This window comes from Streptomyces sp. NPDC093984 (genome assembly GCF_044764595.1).
GTDB classification, from domain to species: domain Bacteria; phylum Actinomycetota; class Actinomycetes; order Streptomycetales; family Streptomycetaceae; genus Streptomyces; species Streptomyces cynarae.
On the sequence record NZ_JBIWIM010000031.1, the window covers coordinates 1 to 18560 of the forward strand.

18 protein-coding genes and 4 pseudogenes are annotated in these 18560 nt (G+C 67.6%); 11 read left to right on the forward strand and 11 right to left on the reverse strand.

Annotated features, from left to right (window positions below; genetic code table 11):
• Nucleotides 1–214 precede the first annotated feature (214 nt).
• Both ACIRC0_RS38450 and ACIRC0_RS38455 read left to right on the forward strand, forming a co-directional pair.
• Complete coding sequence (locus ACIRC0_RS38450) at nucleotides 215–652, forward strand: DUF6896 domain-containing protein (RefSeq protein ID WP_403626398.1); 438 nt, start codon at nucleotides 215–217, stop codon at nucleotides 650–652.
• Nucleotides 653–932: 280 nt separating this feature from the next.
• Complete coding sequence (locus ACIRC0_RS38455; protein WP_403626401.1) at nucleotides 933–2054, forward strand: IS630 family transposase; 1122 nt, start codon at nucleotides 933–935, stop codon at nucleotides 2052–2054.
• An 84-nt stretch (nucleotides 2055–2138) separates the two neighbouring features.
• On the opposite strand, the gene ACIRC0_RS38460 is transcribed toward ACIRC0_RS38455, so the two are convergent.
• Nucleotides 2139–2681, reverse strand: coding sequence for a DUF1707 domain-containing protein (locus ACIRC0_RS38460; RefSeq protein WP_403626404.1), 543 nt, complete (start codon nucleotides 2679–2681; stop codon nucleotides 2139–2141).
• 117 nt (nucleotides 2682–2798) lie between these two features.
• Nucleotides 2799–3071 (reverse strand): hypothetical protein, encoded by a 273-nt coding sequence (locus ACIRC0_RS38465; RefSeq protein WP_403626468.1) that lies wholly within the window; start codon nucleotides 3069–3071, stop codon nucleotides 2799–2801.
• Between ACIRC0_RS38465 and ACIRC0_RS38470 the strand changes: the two are divergent.
• Nucleotides 3016–3472, forward strand: a pseudogene (locus ACIRC0_RS38470) (SAM-dependent methyltransferase); the annotation flags it as partial. The gene ACIRC0_RS38465 and the pseudogene ACIRC0_RS38470 overlap by 56 nt on opposite strands.
• Nucleotides 3473–3649: 177 nt before the next feature.
• Here ACIRC0_RS38470 and ACIRC0_RS38475 read toward each other — a convergent pair.
• The gene (locus ACIRC0_RS38475) at nucleotides 3650–5185 is read right to left on the reverse strand and encodes a flavin monoamine oxidase family protein (RefSeq protein WP_403626406.1); all 1536 of its coding nucleotides are present in this window, start codon (nucleotides 5183–5185) and stop codon (nucleotides 3650–3652) included.
• A 213-nt stretch (nucleotides 5186–5398) separates the two neighbouring features.
• Between ACIRC0_RS38475 and ACIRC0_RS38480 the strand changes: the two genes are divergently transcribed.
• The 3 genes and pseudogenes from ACIRC0_RS38480 to ACIRC0_RS38490 all read left to right on the forward strand — a co-directional run bounded on the left by ACIRC0_RS38480 (nucleotide 5399) and on the right by ACIRC0_RS38490 (nucleotide 8596).
• Nucleotides 5399–5764, forward strand: coding sequence for a reverse transcriptase domain-containing protein (locus ACIRC0_RS38480; protein ID WP_403626409.1), 366 nt, complete (start codon nucleotides 5399–5401; stop codon nucleotides 5762–5764).
• On the forward strand, nucleotides 5754–6512 hold the full coding sequence (locus ACIRC0_RS38485) for a carbonic anhydrase (RefSeq protein ID WP_403626412.1): 759 nt from the start codon (nucleotides 5754–5756) through the stop codon (nucleotides 6510–6512). The genes ACIRC0_RS38480 and ACIRC0_RS38485 overlap by 11 nt, the downstream gene beginning before the upstream one ends.
• Before the next feature lie 874 nt (nucleotides 6513–7386).
• Nucleotides 7387–8596: pseudogene (locus tag ACIRC0_RS38490) on the forward strand (RNA-guided endonuclease InsQ/TnpB family protein).
• 46 nt (nucleotides 8597–8642) lie between these two features.
• Here ACIRC0_RS38490 and ACIRC0_RS38495 read toward each other — a convergent pair.
• The 3 genes from ACIRC0_RS38495 to ACIRC0_RS38505 form a co-directional block, all read right to left on the reverse strand.
• Complete coding sequence (locus tag ACIRC0_RS38495) at nucleotides 8643–9869, reverse strand: hypothetical protein (protein WP_403626414.1); 1227 nt, start codon at nucleotides 9867–9869, stop codon at nucleotides 8643–8645.
• A gap of 48 nt (nucleotides 9870–9917) precedes the next feature.
• The gene (locus tag ACIRC0_RS38500; protein ID WP_403626417.1) at nucleotides 9918–10229 is read right to left on the reverse strand and encodes a hypothetical protein; all 312 of its coding nucleotides are present in this window, start codon (nucleotides 10227–10229) and stop codon (nucleotides 9918–9920) included.
• A gap of 317 nt (nucleotides 10230–10546) precedes the next feature.
• The gene (locus ACIRC0_RS38505) at nucleotides 10547–10798 is read right to left on the reverse strand and encodes a hypothetical protein (RefSeq protein WP_403626420.1); all 252 of its coding nucleotides are present in this window, start codon (nucleotides 10796–10798) and stop codon (nucleotides 10547–10549) included.
• Nucleotides 10799–10998: 200 nt separating this feature from the next.
• On the opposite strand from ACIRC0_RS38505, the gene ACIRC0_RS38510 reads away from it, so the two are divergent.
• On the forward strand, nucleotides 10999–11166 hold the full coding sequence (locus ACIRC0_RS38510) for a winged helix-turn-helix domain-containing protein (protein ID WP_403626423.1): 168 nt from the start codon (nucleotides 10999–11001) through the stop codon (nucleotides 11164–11166).
• Nucleotides 11142–11741, forward strand: coding sequence for a transposase (locus ACIRC0_RS38515; protein WP_403626425.1), 600 nt, complete (start codon nucleotides 11142–11144; stop codon nucleotides 11739–11741). The genes ACIRC0_RS38510 and ACIRC0_RS38515 overlap by 25 nt, the downstream gene beginning before the upstream one ends.
• 95 nt (nucleotides 11742–11836) lie before the next feature.
• Here the strand turns inward: ACIRC0_RS38515 and ACIRC0_RS38520 are convergent, their stop codons facing one another.
• A complete protein-coding gene (locus ACIRC0_RS38520; protein ID WP_403626427.1) occupies nucleotides 11837–13300 on the reverse strand; it encodes a dihydrolipoyl dehydrogenase family protein in 1464 nt (487 codons plus the stop codon).
• 119 nt (nucleotides 13301–13419) lie between these two features.
• The gene (locus tag ACIRC0_RS38525) at nucleotides 13420–13962 is read right to left on the reverse strand and encodes a carboxymuconolactone decarboxylase family protein (protein WP_403626430.1); all 543 of its coding nucleotides are present in this window, start codon (nucleotides 13960–13962) and stop codon (nucleotides 13420–13422) included.
• A 504-nt stretch (nucleotides 13963–14466) separates the two neighbouring features.
• Between ACIRC0_RS38525 and ACIRC0_RS38530 the strand changes: the two are divergent.
• Nucleotides 14467–14631, forward strand: a pseudogene (locus ACIRC0_RS38530) (SDR family NAD(P)-dependent oxidoreductase); the annotation flags it as partial.
• 123 nt (nucleotides 14632–14754) lie between these two features.
• Here ACIRC0_RS38530 and ACIRC0_RS38535 read toward each other — a convergent pair.
• Together ACIRC0_RS38535 and ACIRC0_RS38540 are read right to left on the reverse strand one after the other, a co-directional pair.
• A complete protein-coding gene (locus tag ACIRC0_RS38535) occupies nucleotides 14755–14970 on the reverse strand; it encodes a hypothetical protein (RefSeq protein ID WP_403626471.1) in 216 nt (71 codons plus the stop codon).
• A gap of 367 nt (nucleotides 14971–15337) precedes the next feature.
• Nucleotides 15338–15460 (reverse strand): annotated as a pseudogene (locus tag ACIRC0_RS38540) (LysR family transcriptional regulator); the annotation flags it as partial.
• A 6-nt stretch (nucleotides 15461–15466) separates the two neighbouring features.
• Here ACIRC0_RS38540 and ACIRC0_RS38545 point away from each other — a divergent pair.
• Entirely contained in the window at nucleotides 15467–15685 is a 219-nt protein-coding gene (locus tag ACIRC0_RS38545) for a hypothetical protein (protein ID WP_403626433.1), read from the forward strand.
• Nucleotides 15686–15973: 288 nt separating this feature from the next.
• Here the strand turns inward: ACIRC0_RS38545 and ACIRC0_RS38550 are convergent, their stop codons facing one another.
• Nucleotides 15974–16648, reverse strand: coding sequence for an HAD family hydrolase (locus tag ACIRC0_RS38550; protein ID WP_403626436.1), 675 nt, complete (start codon nucleotides 16646–16648; stop codon nucleotides 15974–15976).
• 299 nt (nucleotides 16649–16947) lie between these two features.
• On the opposite strand from ACIRC0_RS38550, the gene ACIRC0_RS38555 reads away from it, so the two are divergent.
• The gene (locus ACIRC0_RS38555) at nucleotides 16948–18345 is read left to right on the forward strand and encodes an FAD-dependent oxidoreductase (protein ID WP_403626439.1); all 1398 of its coding nucleotides are present in this window, start codon (nucleotides 16948–16950) and stop codon (nucleotides 18343–18345) included.
• The last annotated feature ends 215 nt before the right edge of the window (nucleotides 18346–18560 follow it).

Sequence of the window (18560 nt, forward strand, 5' to 3'; positions counted from 1 at the left end):
GTCGGTCAGCAACGGACCGAGACTTCCGTGCCAGCCGTCATCTCACGCCTGATCAGTGGAAACCGCACATGAGGTTCGGTAAGAGAACGACCTCTAACAGCGAGGAACCAATGTCATGAGATGGCACACTTACTGATCGTTTCAGAATGCCGCTCGACAGGATGCCGGAAGCCCCTGTGTGACAATCGCTTCGAGCGTGGACCGGGGGGGCCACATGGAACGGAGCTCGGCTGCGGAAGAACCGCACGTGGTGACAGCGCGTGATTTCGTGATCGGTTACATCGATGCCCTCAACGCGGTTGGTGTGGCCATGAGAGCGGCGATCACCCCGCTTGAACGGCTTGGGGACATGCGCAGCCTGGTCCGTTCGCACCGGATCATCAGCCGCAGCGGCGAAATCGGTACCTACTCCTACCAGGTCCACGGAGCAGGCTGCCTCTTCATCAGCGACAACGGCACCGAGATCGACGTGGACTTCGCGGCCGACGGCAGGGAGATCTTCGATTTCTGGCGGCTGCGCTGCTATGGGCAGAGTTTGCCTGAGCCTCATGACCCCACGGAACAGGACTTGCGGTCCGCAGTGGAGTCGCTGAAGCCCCTGCTGGTCGAGGTGCGGCCAGGGTGGTTCAGCGTGGCTGAGACTTCAGCATGAGACCGGCGTGTCAACTGGCGGTTGATGATCTTCGTCGGCAGGGTCTGCGGGGTGTCCGATGTTCTTGTCCCTGATGACCTGTGGAAGCGCATAGCCCCCTGCTGCCACCGCAGCCCGAGCGAAGGCGCCGGCACCCAGACCGGCTTCGGGTGCTGGACCGCGTTGCACTGGCGGGGCTGCCTGCCCGTGCTGTCTAGTGCTGTGACCGCGTAGGTTCGCAGGGTTGGTGGTTGTGGCGGTTGGATGTGCGGTGACGTCCGATCCGACCACTGGAGGCGCGGTGGCCGAGCCTGTCCGTGTGCGCAGACTGACCGACCAGGAGGGGCAGCGGCTGCAGCAGATCGTGCGCCGCGGCAGCACGAGTTCGGTGCGTTATCGGCGTGCGATGATGCTGCTGGCCTCGGCCGGCGGAAACCGGGTGCCGGTGATCGCCCAGCTGGTGCAGGCCGACGAGGACACGGTCCGGGATGTGATCCACAGGTTCAACGAGATCGGCCTGGCCTGCCTGGACCCTCGGTGGGCGGGAGGCCGTCCCCGCCTGCTTAAGCCTGAAGACGAGGACTTCGTCATCCAGACGGCCACCACCCGCCCCACCAAGCTCGGCCAGCCCTTCACCCGCTGGTCACTGCGCAAACTCGTCGCCTACCTGCGCAAAGTCCACGGCCGGGTCATCCGCATCGGCCGCGAAACATTACGCTGCCTGCTCGCCCGGCGCAGCGTCACTTTCCAGCGCACCAAGACGTGGAAGGAGTCACCCGACCCGGAAGGCGAGACGAAGCTGGACCGGATCGAGGAGGTGCTGGACCGCTTCCCGGACCGGGTCTTCGCGTTTGACGAGTTCGGCCCGCTCGGGATCCGGCCCACCGCAGGCTCGGGCTGGGCCGGGCAGGGGCAACCCGACCGGATGCCCGCCACCTATCACCGCACCCACGGGGTGCGCTACTTCCACGGCTGCTACTCGGTCGGCGACGATACTTTGCGGGGCGTCAATCGCCGCAGGAAGGGTGCCAGAAACACGCTGGCCGCGATGAAGTCGATCCGCGCCGCCCCGCCCGACGGCGCACCGATCTACGTGATCCTGGACAACCTGTCCGCCCACAAGGGCGCCGGCATCCGCCGTTGGGCGAAGAAGAACAAGGTCGAGCTGTGTTTCACCCCGACCTACGCGTCGTGGGCGAACCCGATCGAGGCGCACTTCGGACCGCTGAGGCAGTTCACCATCGCCAATTCGAACCACCCCAACCACACCGTGCAGACCCGGGCCCTGCACGCCTACCTGCGCTGGCGCAACGCCAACGCTCGCCACCGCGACGTCTTGGCCGCCGAACGCAAGGAACGTGCTCGCATCCGCAGCGAGAAGGGCATCCGCTGGGGCGGACGCCCTATCAAAGCCGTCGCCTGATCAAGCCAGCGATCTATGCCGCCACGGCGCCAGCAGTCGGCGCGGACGAGTGTCGGACATGTGGTCCTGGTGCCGGATGGAGCCTCAACGCCGGGCGTGGCGGATCTTCAATCGTCCGAATCCCATGGCCCCTGAGATGCGGATCGTCGGTCCGCCAGGTCGGGAACGCCGCGGGGCCTTGTAGCGCAGGTCCTTCCACTCAGTGCGCAAACCCTCGACGTCAACGACCGCGTCGCGAGGCACGGTGATTCTGGCCCCGCCGGTTCCGAGTTGCAGCTCGATGTCGACGACCGGATGTTCGATGATCGCCCGGGACAGATCCAGGCGCACCCTTCCGTATGCGGACTCGACCTTGAGGATCCGAGGTACCCGCCATGCGCCGCGCCGCTGGATCCGTCCGCCGGCGGCGGAGATCGTTGACGTGGTGCCCGGGTGCTCCTCCGGGAGTGAGGCCAGAGCTGGCACGAGCTCGTTGTGCGCCTTGGCGGTGAGCACCTGGTGGAGGCGTTTGTCCAACTCCTCGTGCGAGATGAGCCCTTCGGTGTATGCCTCCTGCAGGCGCTGCACGGCCGCATCGCGGTCGTCTTCGCCGATCAGCGGCGGCGAGCCTTCTGGTAAGGGGGTCACCGTTTCACCCTACTGCCGTGCCGGCGATGCGAACGCGCCAACGTCCGTAGCGGGCAAGGCATCCGATGGGGAGGCCGCCATGATCGTCCGACCCGGCGAACCTATGCGGTCACAGCACTAGAGATTGAACGTGGCCACGACGGGTGAGTGGTCGGAAGGCTTGTCGTGCGGTGCGGCCGGCTGCGTGGCCGCCACGCTCGGCAGCTTGTTGGTCCAGGTGGAGGTCTTCTCGAACTTCCCCACAAGGGAGTGGCTGATCAGTATGTGGTCGATGAGTTCAGGCTGGCTCTCGAAGACGCGGGAGTAGCCGCCTTGTTCCAGGACGCGCGGGGCGTTCAAGGCTTCGGTGCTGCGCCAGGAGCGGGCCGTCGCGCGCTGTGAGCGGATCACCGTTGCGGTGGATCTGCGTGAGGACTGGCCAGGCGCGCTGGCCGCCGCAGGGCACGACCCGGCCGTGCCGACCGCGTGGATCGCCGAAGGACTGCTGATCTATCTGCCCGAGGACGCGGTGGAGCAACTGCTGGCCAGGATCAGCAGGCAGTCGGATGGGGCTGATGTTGGGCTCGCGCGGCGTGATCGAGCGCTTCGGCGCGGACGCCGAGCCGGGATCGGCAGCGTCCGTGTGGGTCTCGGAGATGCCCGACGACCCGGTGGGCTGGCTGGCCGGGCACGGCTGGGAGGCCGACAGCCACACCCTGCGCGAGCGCGCTGCCGCCTACGCCCGCCCGATCAGCGCCCCGCCGCAGCACGAGGAGCGGCCCAGCGGACTGATCTCGGCGGTCCGCCGGTAGAGCGCCTCCCGGTTCGCAATCTCCGCTGCGGATCAAACACTGTGACCGCCCGTCCGCGTGTTCTCCTCGATCAACGCCCCGGGGGGGGAGCGGGCATTCCCACTCCCCCGGGGGCCGTCCACGGGGCCGCCCGAGTGTGACTCGGGCGGGACTGAACCGGTGGGGTCACACGCGGTGTCAGGAGGCGAGCACGCGCGCGTGGAGCTCCGTCACGATCTTGCGTGCCGAGGAGATCGCCCCGTGCTGCCAGGCGTCCAAGTAGCTCAGGTAGTCACCGGCGAAGTACACATTGCCCTGCGCCGTGTTGAGCGGCGCGTACGCCGGCGCGTCGGGACCTCCGGGCATCGAGTGCCAGGCCCCCTCGAGGTACGGGGCGAGCTTCCACTGATGGGAGAAGGAAGCAGCCAGCTCGGTACGGTACTTGTCGCCGTGGATCATGACGCCCTGCGCGACGGCACGCTCCAGCCGTTCGGCCGGGGTGAGCGCCGAGTACACGTCCGAGTGGGCACCGGTGTTGTAGTAGCCGATGATCAGGCCACGGTCGCCGAGGTGGCCGTAGGACGGGTACCAGATGTGGTCCAGGTCCATGTCGGTCTCGGTGATACCGCCGAAGATCTTGAAGTCCTTCTCCCACCAGCGGCTCTTGTACTCGAGGCCGATCTTGGAGGCGTTGGAGGGCTTCACGGCGAGGAGCGCGGTCTGCACCTCGGTGCCGAGGTTGTGCGGGGTTTTCGCGAGGATGTGCGGTGCCAGGGTGGCGATGCAGTAGTCGGCCTCGACCACCCGGGTACGGCCGTCCTGGGTGTAGGTGACGACCACACCGTCCGTGGTGTTCTTGATGTCGGTCACGGCCGCGCCGGTGCGGATCTTCTCGTGTCCGATGGCGCGCGCGAATGCCTGGGGTATCTGGTCCATGCCGCCGACCGGCTGGAACATCAGCATCGCCTGGTCGTAACCGAATTCGAAGGAGAAGTAGCGGCCCACGTTGGACGCGAAGACGTCCGACAGCGACGGAACATCGCCGAGTTCCTCGCCGGGCGTGCCGGAGGCGCCGGGGTCGACGGTGAACCCGCGGTGTTCGGTGCCGGTGTACGTGTAGTCGGCGCCGAGGGAGCCGTAGCTCTTGAGGAAGGTCAGCAGCCGCTCCTTGTCGTCGGCCGTCAACTCGCCGTCGAGAGCCCCGGCGTTGGTCGCCTTGGAAAGCAACTCGGAGACATAGCCGTACACGTCGGCCTTCGCGGTCCGGTACCGGACCGGCTTCGTCATGCCCTTGCCCGGGTTGTAGATGAGCGCGCTGGCATTGGTGTTGGTGAAGACCTCGACCGGTACGCCGAGTTCGCGGCAGTAGTCGAGGGTGACCATCCACTGGGCGAGGCGCGCCGGCCCCGCGTTCATGTACTGGCCCTTGCTGAAGCGGGCCGTCTGGCTGACGCCGTTGATGTCCGTGAGGCTGTCGCCGCCGCGGATGGTGAGGTTTCGGCCGCCGACGCGGTCCCGAGCCTCGAGGATCGTACAGTCGTAGCCTGCCTTCCCCAGCTCGTAAGCGGAGGCGAGACCCGCGATGCCGCCTCCGATGACAACCACTCTGGCAGGCTTGCCGCCGCGCCCCTGAAGAGTGAAGTCGCTGCGGCGCGGCGCCTGGAAGGGCGCCTCCTTCTCCGCCGCGTAGGCGGCCGTGGGCGCGAGGCCGAGGGCCCCCATGGTAGCGAACATGGCTCCGGCGCCACCGGCGACACCGACGCGGCGCAGGAACGCTCGGCGACTCGTTCCCGGCCCGACCTGAGGCTGTGCCATGACTGGGCTCCCCTTTCGATCTTGAATGAAGACCGGGGAAGCCTCCCAATGACCGGTTACGGCCCATGGGTTATTGATGTAACCCACACGTTTCTACAAGCTCGCGCCCCGAAGAGACGCGGGGCTGTATCGATGGGCGGCTCCGTAGCCTGGGCACGAGCAACCACAACCAAGGCAGCTGCCGGACGTCCGAACTGGCGCATCGTCCGCTACGCGGACGACTTCGTCGTCCTGACCGACGGCAAACGCGATGACGTCGAAGCGCTACGCGAGGACACCGCCGACGTGCTGCAACCGCTCGGCCTTCGTCTCTCCGAGGCGAAGACGCAGGTGATGCACATGCCGGACGGGTTCGACTTCTTGGGGACCCGCGCACGCTCGCACCTGCGGCCAGGTCACCCACACGACGCGGAAAATTGCCCTGGCCAAGAGACATACACGCATCTGAGCGCATCGAGGGGAACGATCGATGGAAGGAGCGGGACGGATGGGGCGTAGAGCGCTGCTTGCCTGCGGCACCGTCGCTCTCGCGGGATGTTCATCGATGAGGGCCGCCCCGGCGGCGCTCATCGCTTCGCCAATGCGGCGGTCGACCACACCTGCCGCGACATTCGCCAGTCTGATGGAAGGCAACGAGCGCTGGGTGAGCGGAGCCCTTCACCACCCCGACCGGGACCCGAACCGGCGTCAGCTCCTGACCCAGGAGCAGGAGCCTTTCGGGGCGATCCTTTCATGCATCGACTCCCGAGTGCCGCCTGAACCTCTCATCGACACCGGGCTGGGGGATCTTTACGTGATGCGCCCAGGCGGGGAGGCGGTCGGCCCGGTGGTCACTGGTTCTGTCGAGTACGAGCCCATGACCAGTGGCACTCCGCTCATCGTGGTCCTCGGGCATCAGCGCTGCGGCGCCGTCAAAGCGGCGTACAAATCCCTTCGCTACGGCAAACCACTGCCCGGCAACCTGCAGTCGATCGTCAAGGCTCTGCAGCCGGCATACAAGCAGGCAGTGAAGGAAGGCGGTGCCCATCCGGTCGAGACCATGGCCCGTGCCCAGGTCGAGCTGACCGCCACCGATCTGCGTTCCAACCAGGACCTCGCCCCACTCGTGGGAAAGGGGCGCCCTTGCCGTGGTGGGCGCCCACTACTCGCTCGACACCGACAAGATCGACGTTCTCGCAGGCGCCCCTTCCTGAACCGTTCGTACGAGAAGGCCATCAGCGAGGCGCTGGGCGGCTTCGGGCTGTGAGGACAGCTCGAGGCCGTCGAAACTCAAGAACATCGCGTCCCGGCTGAGGGGGGCGAGTGGCTCCCGAGCAGCGGCCGAAGTGCTCTCCGTTCGTTCTCGTGGAGAAAGCCATCCGGGGTAGTCGCAGGGATGCCTTTCACCAGTCCGGCGGGGGATCGGAGCAGGGCCGGCATGCGGGAGCGGTCCGAGGACGCCCCGACCGCCCGCAACGTCCCGTCCGGCGGTCACGAGGGCAACGACCCCAACGGCGTCGGGGTGTTCGTCGCGAAGGGCGACGGCAACCCGGACCAGATCCTCGCCAAGCCCGCGCCGGGTGCGGCGTCGGCCGACGGTGGCGTGAAGGTCTTCCCGGGACTGCACCGCCGCCTCGTCGCGGAGGGCGTCGACAACCACGGGACGCCGGTGACAGTCGCACCAAAGTCCGTGCTGTGGACCGCGAACGGAGCACCCGTCGAGACGGCATGCTCACGGCACGGCCCCGCCCGGCGCATCGCACCATCAGGGGCCGATGCGCCTGTGCGGGACAAGCAGACGCAGGTGAGGGTCTCCGTCCTCGGCACGGTCAACAGCGTGCAGATGTCGTCCCAAGGCCCGGCGATCGCCGACGCGACGCCCGCACGATCACCTGGTGACGCGAACCACAGCCAGGATCCCGGGCCGGCTCGAAAGCCCCGCACCGGCAGCCGGTCTCATGGACCGGCCCCCCCGGAAGACCGGCATCGCCTCTTGCCTCATCGGAATCTCCTTGCGTGGAAACCCCGTCCTTCAGGGCGGGGAGGAAACGCATCCTCGGAGCGGACCGCGCGGCGGTGGAGATCGTTCCGCCATCCGCGCAACGAGCGCTGCTCACACGGGAGTTGATACGATGTGAGGAATGGCGCAGCAGGTCAAGCGGGCTTTCAAGTACCGCTTCTACCCCACCGACGAGCAGGCAGCCGAGCTGTCCCGCACGTTCGGCTGCGTCCGTCTCGTCTACAACAAGGCGCTGGAGGAACGCACTCGCGCTTGGTATGGCGAGCAGCGCCGGATCTCCTACGTGCAGTCGTCGGCCGCGCTGACAGAGTGGAAGAAGACCGAGGAACTCGCGTTCCTGTCCGAGGTGTCCTCCGTCCCGCTCCAGCAGGCGCTCAGGCATCTCCAGACGGCGTTCGGGAACTTCTTCGCCAAGCGCGCGAAGTACCCGCGCTTCAAGTCGCGGAAGAAGTCCCGTGCTTCGGCGGAGTACACCCGCAGCGCCTTCACGTGGCGCGACGGCCGTCTGACGCTGGCGAAGATGTCCGAGCCGTTGGATATCCGTTGGTCGCGTCCCCCTCCCGGATGGGGCGGTGCCGACGACGGTGACCGTGTCCCGCGACAGCGCGGGCCGTTGGTTCGTGTCGATGCTGTGCGACGACTACATCGCTCCGGCTCTGGCCACCGTGAACGCGGTCGGTATCGACGCGGGCATAGCCAGCCTCGTGACCTTGTCCACCGGGGAGAAGGTCGCAAACCCCCGACATGAGCGCCGAGACCGCGACCGCCTCGCGAAGGCGCAGCGGGAGCTGTCGCGGAAGGCGAAGGGCTCCGCGAACCGGGAACAGGCTCGCAAGCGGGTCGCGAAGATCCACGCGCGGATCGCCGACCGGCGCCGCGACTTCCTGCACAAGCTGTCGACTCGTCTCGTCCGTGAGAACCAAACGGTCGTGATCGAGGACCTCACCGTCCGCAACCTGCTGAAGAACGGCAAGCTCGCGCGCGCCATCTCCTACGCGTCGTGGACGCAACTCCGGTCGATGCTGGAGTACAAGTGCGCCTGGTACGGGCGTGAACTCGTCGCGATCGACCGCTGGTTCCCCAGCTCGAAGCTGTGCGGGGCCTGCGGCACGGTCCGCGAGAAGTTGCCGTTGAACGTCCGCGAGTGGACGTGCGACTGCGGAGCCGTGCATGACCGCGACGTGAACGCGGCGCGCAACATCCTGGCCGCCGGGCTGGCGGCGTCTGCCTGTGGAGACGGTGTAAGACCTCAACGGGAATCCTCCCGGACGGGGCGGTCGTCGGTGAAGCAGGAACCCCAGCGGGTGACCGCTGGAATCCCCCGCCTTTAGGCGGGGGAGGAAGTCAACCTCTGCATCGACCGGTGTTGCGCCGCGGTCACGGCCCTGTGAACGGTGACTGTCGGCGGCCGGCAGCCAGCGCACTAAGGCGATCGCCGATGACGGAGACAGCAGGCCGGGGCTCGTTCGCGTAGTACCAGGGCTTGCGTCGGCGCAGCAGCGCCTCGCCGTGCTCGCTCCAGGTGAATCCGGGCTTGCGCAGCACCTTTCGGAACACCACGTCGACGGTCTCCGGGTGGGCGGCAGCCAGCCGGCGGATCGGCAGCGGCCCGATCGACTCCTCGCGCAGGTATGTGCGCAGCAGGTCCTGGTACTGCCTTCGGCCCCCGAGTGCCGGGTCCCTGAAGAGGTCCTGGAGCATTCCGTAGTCCGCGTAGAAGTTGAGCCCGTCGACCTGGTCGTAGATGACACCGATGGTGTCCGAGACCGCCAGGTCCGTCGGCAACGCGAAGAAGGGGAGGTCCAGGCCGGGCAGGCGCCTGCCTCGGGCGCGGTGTGGCTGTCGGGCGACGGTGGCCTCTTGGCGGTGGCGGTAGTAGGCGTTGAGGAGATCCTCGGCTTCGGCAGGCGGAAGCGCCAGTTCGTCGCCGCCGCAGAACTGGACGAACTCGGCCCGGTCCTCCCGCATCGCCTGCCACCCCTGCTCGATCTTCTGGGGGTTGCGGAAGACGAGTTCGGGTCGGCTGGTGGCCAGTTGGAGAGCGGCTTGGGCGATCTCGGTCGCGCTCGACTTGGGATAGCTCGACATCACCCCGGACACCAGCCACGCCCCGTCGGCCGAGTGAACCGGTACCAGACAGGTGTGAAGGAAGTCCCCCTTGGACACTCCTCGGAACGCCGCCCGCCCGATATTCGAGTACGTGCGGTACTCCAGGTCGTCGACCAGGTTCAGCAGAACGACGGCATCCGTTTCCATGCGCTGGATCTCGAAGATGCCCTCGACCGGGTCGCGCCAGCCGAGCAGCATATCCCGGTCGGCCGCGGTCAAGTCCTTTCGCCCGGCGACGAACCGGTCCACCACGGTGGAACCGTCCGGCAGGCGGTACCGCAGGATGAAGTGGTCGACGATCCGGATCGCGTCGCCCTCGTCCAGCTGCCGCTCAGGCCCTGCGACCTCCAGCAGGAGGGGCGTCAACCACCGGTCGAAGCGGGAACTCTGCCCGAAGGCGACCAGTTGCTCCTTCAACTCGGCACTGCGCTCGATGAGGTCGCTCAGCGACCGTTCGCCGGCTTCCTGGTGCGTGCCCTGTTCGGCATCAGCCATGTTCAGCCCTTCCACAAACCGGTTCCGCGTAAGTACGAGGTGCCCGGCTCAACCGGCCCATTGACGGTAGGCCTCGATCCACTGCGCGCCCTCGGGCACCGGGCTGGGCAAAGGCAGATCCAGGATTCCGATCGACTGCCCCATGCCGCCGCGAGAGCACAGGGCGACGATCCTTCCGTCCGGCGTGAGGTCGACGCCGCCCACGGTCACCTCGACACCGAGAACCACGGTGGTGAAGGGCAGGTCGAGAGGCTCCTCAAGCAGGGTGAACAGACCGGTCAGCTGCTCGTCCTCGTTGTAGGCGTCGACAGTCGCCTCTTCGATCATCGCCTGGAGCTCGGCCGTGTCCCATGCGCTCATGGGGCAACACTAACGACCCCCGGAGTGACGCCGGGCGGCCATGACATCGCTGATGGCACAACTTGTTCAACGTTGCTGCCGACACTCGCCGTTGCCGTCGGCTCGGGCATCATCGCCGTATGACGGGTGGGGTGGATGTGCGGGCGGCGGCGGGCGAGTTCGACCGGGGCTCGTGACGGAAGACGAGACGAGTCGGCTGCCGAGGACCCCGGCTCATGGAGTTCGGCACCCCGCGCCCGGGCAGTAACAAGGGCGGCAGTGCCAGCAAGGACATCATGTACCACCACGTCTCCGGCGAGTGGCCGCTGGCCGCTCCCCTACGCGGTATGGATCCTCGGGTCGCCTCGGCCGAACTGCGCGGGGAGTTCGTGCAGGCATTCGACTCCGTAGCGGCAGGCGACTTCGACCCCGTGGACGATCACGAAGGGTGTGGCCGACCCGCCGGTGCGCGGCGATGGCAGCGTCCACGATCCATACGTCCAGGCCTGGCTCACGGCGGCGGCCGCGCAGGACGGGGGCGGGGTGGCGGTGGGCTTCGGCGAGCAGGTGCCGCGGGTGGAAGCAGCCACAGTGCATCCAGGCAGCCGAGGCTGACAAGAAAGGCCCACTCTACGAAGCCCTGGGTATTACCATCAGCTACGAACACGCAACGAGACCACGACCGCCAGGTCGAGGCCCTCGTCACCGTATCGGCAATCGTTGTGTCAGAGGGGCGAGTTGACGGCTGACGATACGGTCGCGGTCGCGCGAGGACAGCTCCGGCTAGAAGATGCTCGCCCGGCGCTTCCACGTGCGCTTCAGCCTGGCGCAGACCTGGCGCATCCTGCGCCAGATGGGCTGGACGGTGCAGGTGCCGGTGCGGCGGGCTGCCGAACGGGACGAGGATGCCGTGGCCACGTGGATCAAGGAGACGTGGCCGCGGGTGGAAAGACGGTGAGGGACCAGGACGCCTGGCTCTGCTTCGCAGACGAGGCAGGGCAGCTGCTGCGGCCGCCCAAGGCGTGCACCTGGTCCCGCCGTGGCAGTCCGCCGCTGGTCAGAGTCCGGGCGGCCGGCTCGGGCCGCATCTCCCTGGCGGGCGTGGTCTGCCGCAAGGCTGATCAGCGCACGCGGCTGGTCTTTCGGATGCTGGTCCACCACGGCCGCAAAGGTGAGAAGAAGGGCTTTCGGGAGCGGGACTTCGCCGCGTTACTGGACGCCGCCCACCAGCAGCTCGGCGGCAACATCGTGCTGTTATGGGACAACTACAGCCACCACGTCGACGCCGCCATGCGCGAGCTGATCGGGAAACGGCCGTGGCTGACGGTCTTCCGCTTCCCCACCTACACGCCCGATCTCAACCCGGCCGAGGGTGTGTGGGCGCACCTGAAGAGGAGCCTGGGCAACCTTGCCCCGTGCAGCATCAATGACCTGGCCGGACTGGTCCGCACCCGCCTCAAACGGACGCAGTACCGGCCCGACCTGCTTGACGGATTCATCGCCGAGACCGGACTCATCCCGGCACCGCCATGACGTCACCCCGAACCGAAATTCTCAGTAGCAGAGCCGGGTCGACGACTGGGCTGGCGCACCTGCTTCGTCCCCCTTCGGTGTGAGGTGGCGGTGGTCTACGGCGTCTCCTGATCGTGCTGGTAGGCGGCGAGGAGGAAGAGCCAGATCTCGCTGACGGTGGGGAAGGGGGCGATCGCGTGCCTGAGCCGTTTGAGCGGGATCTCGCCGGCGACCGCGATGGTTGCCGAGTGCAGGAGCTCGCTCACGCCGGGGCCGACGAAGGTCACTCCGAGGAGGACTTCCCGGTCGAGGTCGACGACCAGCCTGGTGTGCCCCTGGTAGCCGTCGGCGTAGAGATTGGCGCCCTGGGCAGCGTTGAAGTCGAGGTCGACGGTCTTGATGCGGTACCCGGAGCGTTCCGCCTGCTCGGCGCTCAGGCCCACCGCAGCCGCCTCGGGATCGCTGAAGAACACCTGGGGTACGGCGTGCTGGTCGGCGGTGGTGGCGTGGTCGCCCCAGGGCGTGTCGTCGAGCGGGCGGCCGGCGGCACGGGCGCCGATGGCGTCGCCTGCGGTCCGGGCTTGGTATTTGCCCTGATGGGTGAGCAAGGCACGATGGTTGACGTCGCCGAGGGCGTACAGCCAGTCACCGTCGACCCCCTGTACCAGGCAGGTGGTGTCCACATCGAGCCAGGAGCCGGGGGTGAGGCCGACCGTGTCCAGGCCGATGTCGTCCGTGGCGGGGGTGCGGCCGGTGGCGCACAAGACCTCGTCGGCCTCCAGCTCGTCGCCGTCGTCGAGGGTGAGGGTGACCGGCCCCTCCGGGTCCGGGCGGCGCAGGGCGGTCACCTGCACGCCGATCCGCACATCCGCGCCCGCCTCGCTCAATCCCTGAGCGACCAGTTCGCCAGCGAAGGGTTCCATGCGGGGGATCAGGCGGCGCCGGGCGAGCAGGGTGACCTGGGAGCCGAGGTCCTGCCAGAGGGTGGCCATCTCGATGCCGACTCCGCCGCCGCCGATGATGGCGAGGCGAGTGGGCACGGTGCTGGATTCGGTGCCCTGCCGGCTCGTCCAGGGACGGGCCTCGGCGATGCCCGGGATGTCGGGCAACGCCGGTCGGCTGCCGGTGGCGATGGCCACTGCGTGCCGGGCCGTGAGGGTCTGCCGGGCGCCGTCGTCACGGGTGACGCTGACCCGTCGGGGCCCGTCGAGACGGCCGTGGCCACGGAAGAGGTCGGCTCCGATGGACTTGAGGAACAGAGCCTGTCTGGTGTCGTCCCAGTCGGAGACAGAGCGGTTGCGACGGGCGAAGACGCCATCGGCGTCGACCCGACCGGTGACGGCCTGCCGGGCACCGTCCACGCGCCGCGCGTCGGCGAGCGCGATGACCGGCCGCAGAAGCGCCTTACTGGGCACGCAGGCCCAGTACGCGCAGTCACCGCCGACCAGTTCCCGTTCCACGACCGCTACGGAGAGGCCGGCGGCACGGCTGCGGTCGGCGACGTTCGCACCGGCCGGGCCTGCGCCCAACACGACCACGTCGTAAGGCACTCCTTCCTGGGTTCCGTGCGATTCGCTCATGTTTTTCCTCGCATTCCTGGGAGTGCCTGACGACGGTCGAGGCGGTGGTGATGTTGTCCGTCGGGCCTGGTCGGACGGGCCTGGGCCGGGGGCTCCCCGACCAAACCAGAGCGCGTCGGTCAGGCGTCGGTGTGCAGGGTGACGACCGGCCATTCGATGTCGGTATCGGCGAGGACGTTGAAGTAGTTCGTGAGGATGTTCAACGCCAGATTGCCGACGACCACGGCGATCTCGGCGTTCGGTGACGCCCACGGCCCCGGCAGCCCTGAGCTGCGTCTCACCGATGTGGCCGCGGGCAATGGTCTCGGACAGGGCCAGCACTGCGGTGGCGTGCGGGACGGCGGACTCGCGCGGCGGGCACGCCCCAGTCCCCCGGCGCCGACCTCGGCGACGCGCGCCCCTATGTAAGTGTGGGCGGACAGGCAGTAGGTGCAATTGTTGTACTCCGCGTTGGCGCTCGCCAGTCGTTCCCGGACCGGGACCGGAATCATGGTCCCGCTCAGAGCGCCGGACAGGGCAAGCCAGCCCTTCACCAGGGCCGGACTGTTGGCCATGACCTTGGCCATGTTGGGCACGGACCCGAGTGCCCGGCGCACCTCGCCGAGCGCCTCGGCGGCGGCGCCGGTCGCCTCGGCAGACTGGATCAGAGGAAACCGTGACATGACGGACGTCAGTGGCTGTGGTCGCGGGTGCGGATTTCCGGTGTCAATGCTCGCTGGGAGAGGGGCGGAATTTACCGCCGCTCGCAGCAACCGGGAACGCCTCGGTGCGCCGCCTGGGCCATGTAACGGTCCGGTGCCCGCCGGCCGTCGCACGTGGTCCATACGCGTCACGAAGAGCCGTCATAAGTGCCGCATTGGGCCGCATTGGGCCGCATTGGGCCGCATTGGGCCGCATTGGGCCGCATTGGGCCGCATTGGGCCGCATTGGGCCGCAGCAGACCATAACCGCGCCCTGGTAGAGCGGCGCACCCCGCCAAGACTCCGGCCACGCACGAAGCCCTCGCGCTTATGGCGGCTATCGAAATCGCCAATGACTAGGACGGAATCATCGACAAGGACATTCGCTTTCGACTCACGTCACCTCACGAACGAGGTGACGGGACAACGGAAGCGGCACGGCCGCACCCGGTGCCCTCTCATCCGATACATACGAAGGACGTCCTCATGAGTTCTGTTGATCTGGCTGGACGTGTGGCCCTGGTGACCGGAGCGACCAGCGGTATCGGCGCCGCAACTGCAGCGCTGCTTGCCGAGCGGGGCGCGCACGTGCTGGTCACGGGGCGTGACAGGTCCCGCGGCGAAGCCGTGGTCGCCTCTCTCCGTGACCGGGGCGGCAAGGCGGACCTCCGAAAACCGCCGGGCGGTCGTCCCGTCAGCCGCCCTCGGCCCCAGCCACCAGGGACGAGGGCGGCCAAACACTCAATCGCCGCCGGTGAGGCCGGGCCGGCCCTCTCAGCTGCCCGCCGACCGGTCGAGTGCGGCGATGAACCGACCCAGGTCGCGCCGTCTCGAATCGGCCGGCCACACGGCCCAGGTGCGCCGCACGAGCGGATGCCCGACCAACGGCGACCACGTCACATGGCCGGGCAGCGGCTGCTGCCAGTGGGGCGGGGCCAGGGTGAAAGCGCGTCCGGCACCCACGGCAGCCAGCTTCACATCGGCGATCAAAGCCTGTCCCTCCGGAGCCTCGGGGCCGAGGTCGAGGCCGTGGCCGCGCAGGACTGCGGTCAGTTCGTCGTACCATGCGGGGCTGCCGAAGCGGGGAAACCCGACCCAAAAGGTGCCGGGCCTGCACCCGGGTGTCCGGATGGGCCTCGGCCAGCTCCGCCAGTGGTGCATCGAGCAGCTCTGAGGGCAGTTCCAGCGGGATCCCGATCCGCAGAGCCCCTCCTCCTGGACCGGTGTATGCGGCCATCGCCCGCAGCGCCTGGTCATGCCGGGCCTGGACGGCACGGGCCTCGCCGAGCAGGGCCGTACCGGCTTCCGTGGCGCGCACGCCCGTACTGCCGCGCACCAGCAGCTTCACGCCGAGCTGCCGCTCGAGTCCGCTGACTGTCCGGGAGAGCACCGACTGGCTGATGTGCAGCCGACGTGCCGCCGCGGACAGCCCGCCTTCCTGCATCACCGCGACGAACGCCCGCAGCTCCCGCAATTCCATGATCCCATGCCATCACACCCAACCGCCGGCGTCACGCTCGAGCCGAGGACGCCGTATCCCAGCCATGCAGTCCCGCATCTCCCCGCGCCCGCGGTGACGACCGCCGTCACCCTTGAAAGGGTGCCACCCGCCGGCAGCGCTCACGCGTGCACCAGCCGGCACAAAGGCAAGCAGATCGCCGCCGAGCGGCACTTCCTGCTGGTCGGCGAATGCAAACTGATCTGATCTCTCACGGCAACGTCGCCGCGATGGCAGCCGCCGGGATGTTGTTCGTCGCCCCGCTGACCCAGAGCCTGCGCCCTACCGAACTGTTCATCACCCTGGACCCCGCCCAGGCCCGGCCGCACCGTGCGGAGCACTACGTGGTCACCGTCGGGCAATGCCCTACCAGCCCCGGTACACCTGGGCAGACTCGCGCCTGGTCACAGACCCGACAGGATAACCTAAGAGCCCAAGCGAGACGTGATGAGCCCCGGGCGCAGAACCTCGAAGTCCGTCGGCCACGGCTTGTTGTCAGAGGTTCGGGAAGGCCTCGGTCAGGGCCGTGAGCACATGGTCCGCCTGGGCGGCGCGAAGCTCCTCGGCGGTGTAGCGGCCGCTGGCAACCCCTACCGCAGTCGCATGCGCCGCGTGCGCGGCCTCGATGTCTCGGGGGGTGTCGCCGACCACGTAGACGTCGGCGCGGGTCAAATCGCGCCCGTGCAGCCGAGCGGCCTTGGCCATCGCCAGGCGAGTGATCTCCGCCCTATCCGGAGAGTCAGAGCCATAAGCACCGAAAAGGAAGTAGTGGCCGAGCTTACCCGGTTCCAACTTGATCCTGGCCGCGCCTTCCATCGCGCCGGACAGCAACCCGAGGATGACCCCGGCATCCGCGATCCGTTGCAAGGTTTCTTCGACGCCGTCCAGGACGCGGTATCCCTCCGATGTCCAGATGTCCGCCGACAGGTGCCGCAGGTATGCGGCGTACAGGCGGACCATCTCGTCGCAACTGGGTTCGCGACCGAGCACGGCGTGAAACGTTTCCCTCCCGACCTGTGGATCCGTCTCCCCAGCCGAGGTGTGCTTTCCGATATCGGCTGCGACCCCGTGCAACCGGTCAAAGGCCCAGGACCAACTGCGTCTTCCGGAGTCTCCGGTGTGGACCAAGGTTTCGTCGATATCGAACAGAACCGCTATGGGTCCGGCCATGACTCGTTCTCCTCCTGTTCGACGCCGATCGCCCGGCACCGTTGAACGGGGTGCACACGATTGCGCCTGCTCACATCCAGAGTGCGCGCTGGGTTGTCCCTCGTCCCCATGAAGCGCCGCGCCGGCCCGGCGCGTCCGCTGTCCCACACAAGGTCGCCAGTTGCGGAGGCCCGGTGTTGGTGGTGCTGTTAAGGGAGGCGGCAAGCCCGGATCCGACGCACGCCTGTTCGACACAAAACCCTTACCTGTTGTTCCTTCATCTATTTCGTCCCTCATTTGTTTCGAAATTGGGAGCGAACATGGGTACCACGGACCGAAGCCTTTCTGCCGATCTACTCGTGATCGGGTTCGGCAAGGGCGGGAAGACGGTGGCCGGGACAATGGGTCGGCTTGGTCAGCGCGTGGTGTTGGTCGAGCGCTCGGAGAGGATGTACGGCGGCACCTGCCCGAACGTCGGCTGTGTACCGACCAAGGCCCTCGTCCACCATTCCCGCAAGCGTCGAGCGGAGGATGTGCCGCAGGAGTGGTACGAGCGCTCCGTAGGCGAGGTGCAGGCGCTGACCAAGCTGTTCCGCGGTGGAAACTACGACGGGCTGAACGATATGGACACCGTTGCGGTGATCACCGGTACGGCCGCGTTCACCGACCCGCACACCGTGAGCATCGAGTCCGGCGACGGCCGCCTGACGGTCACCGCAGAGACGATCCTGATCAACACCGGGTCCGAGCCGATCGTCCTGGACATCCCCGGCCTGCGGGCCAGCCAGTACACTGTGACCAGCACCGAACTGATCGACATGACCATCCTGCCGGGACAGCTGGCGATCCTCGGAGGCGAGTATTTCAGCATGGAATTCGCCTCGATCTACGGGCAGTTCGGATCGCAAGTCACCGTACTCGAGGCGGCCCCGAAGGTTTTCGGCCTCGTGGACGACGATGTCGCGGCTGTCGCCGAGGGCATCCTGGTGGACGAAGGAATCGAGATCGTCGTCGGTGCGAACGTCACCGAAGTCCGTGACGGCGAGAGCTCCGCGACCGTCGTCTACGAAAAAGACGGCCGGCAGCACACTCTGGAAGCCGACGAGATCCTGGCGGCCACCGGCCGCGCCCCGGCCACCGGCGGCCTGGCGCTGGACACTGCTGGCGTACGCACCACCGAGCGCGGAGCAGTCGAGGTCGATGAGCAACTGCGCACCAGCCAACCTCATTTCTTCGCCCTCGGGGATGTCAACGGTGGACCGCAGTTCACCTACATCTCCCTCGATGACAGCCGTATTGTCCTCGACCAGCTCCTCGGCGAGGGAAAGCGCTCCACCGCCGACCGGGTCGCTATCCCCCACGCCGGCTTCTTCACTCCGCCTCTGGCGACCGTCGGGCTCACCGAGGCCCAGGCCCGGGCCGCCGGGCACCGGGTGAAGATCGCCAGTCAGCCGGTCGCCGAGATCACTGCGATGCCGCGTGCGTACATCGTTGAGGACACCCGCGGGGTGATGAAGTTCGTGATCGACGCCGAGACCGACGAGATCCTGGGCGCCGCTCTGCTCAGCGTCGAGGCGCAGGAAATGATCGACACCGTCGCGCTCGCCATGCGGCACGGCATCAAGGCGGCCGAGCTCCGCGACGCCGTCTACAACCACCCCACTTCCACCGAAGCCTTCAACGACGTCCTCGCCACCATCGTCCGAGCCGATACGTAACGACGCTGCCGACGTACAGGCTGTCCGCAGACGGGCGTCCGAGGTGCCGCAGTGAAGCCCGGCCGAGATCCCGGGAAATCGCTGGGATGGAAGAGCCGGAGACCGCAGGGCGCAAGGCAGGATGAGGCCGGTCTTCCGGAAGCGGTGGAATCTCGGTCATACGATCCGCTACGAACCCCGACCGCTACGAGCACAGTGTGTTCACTCAGGGGGTG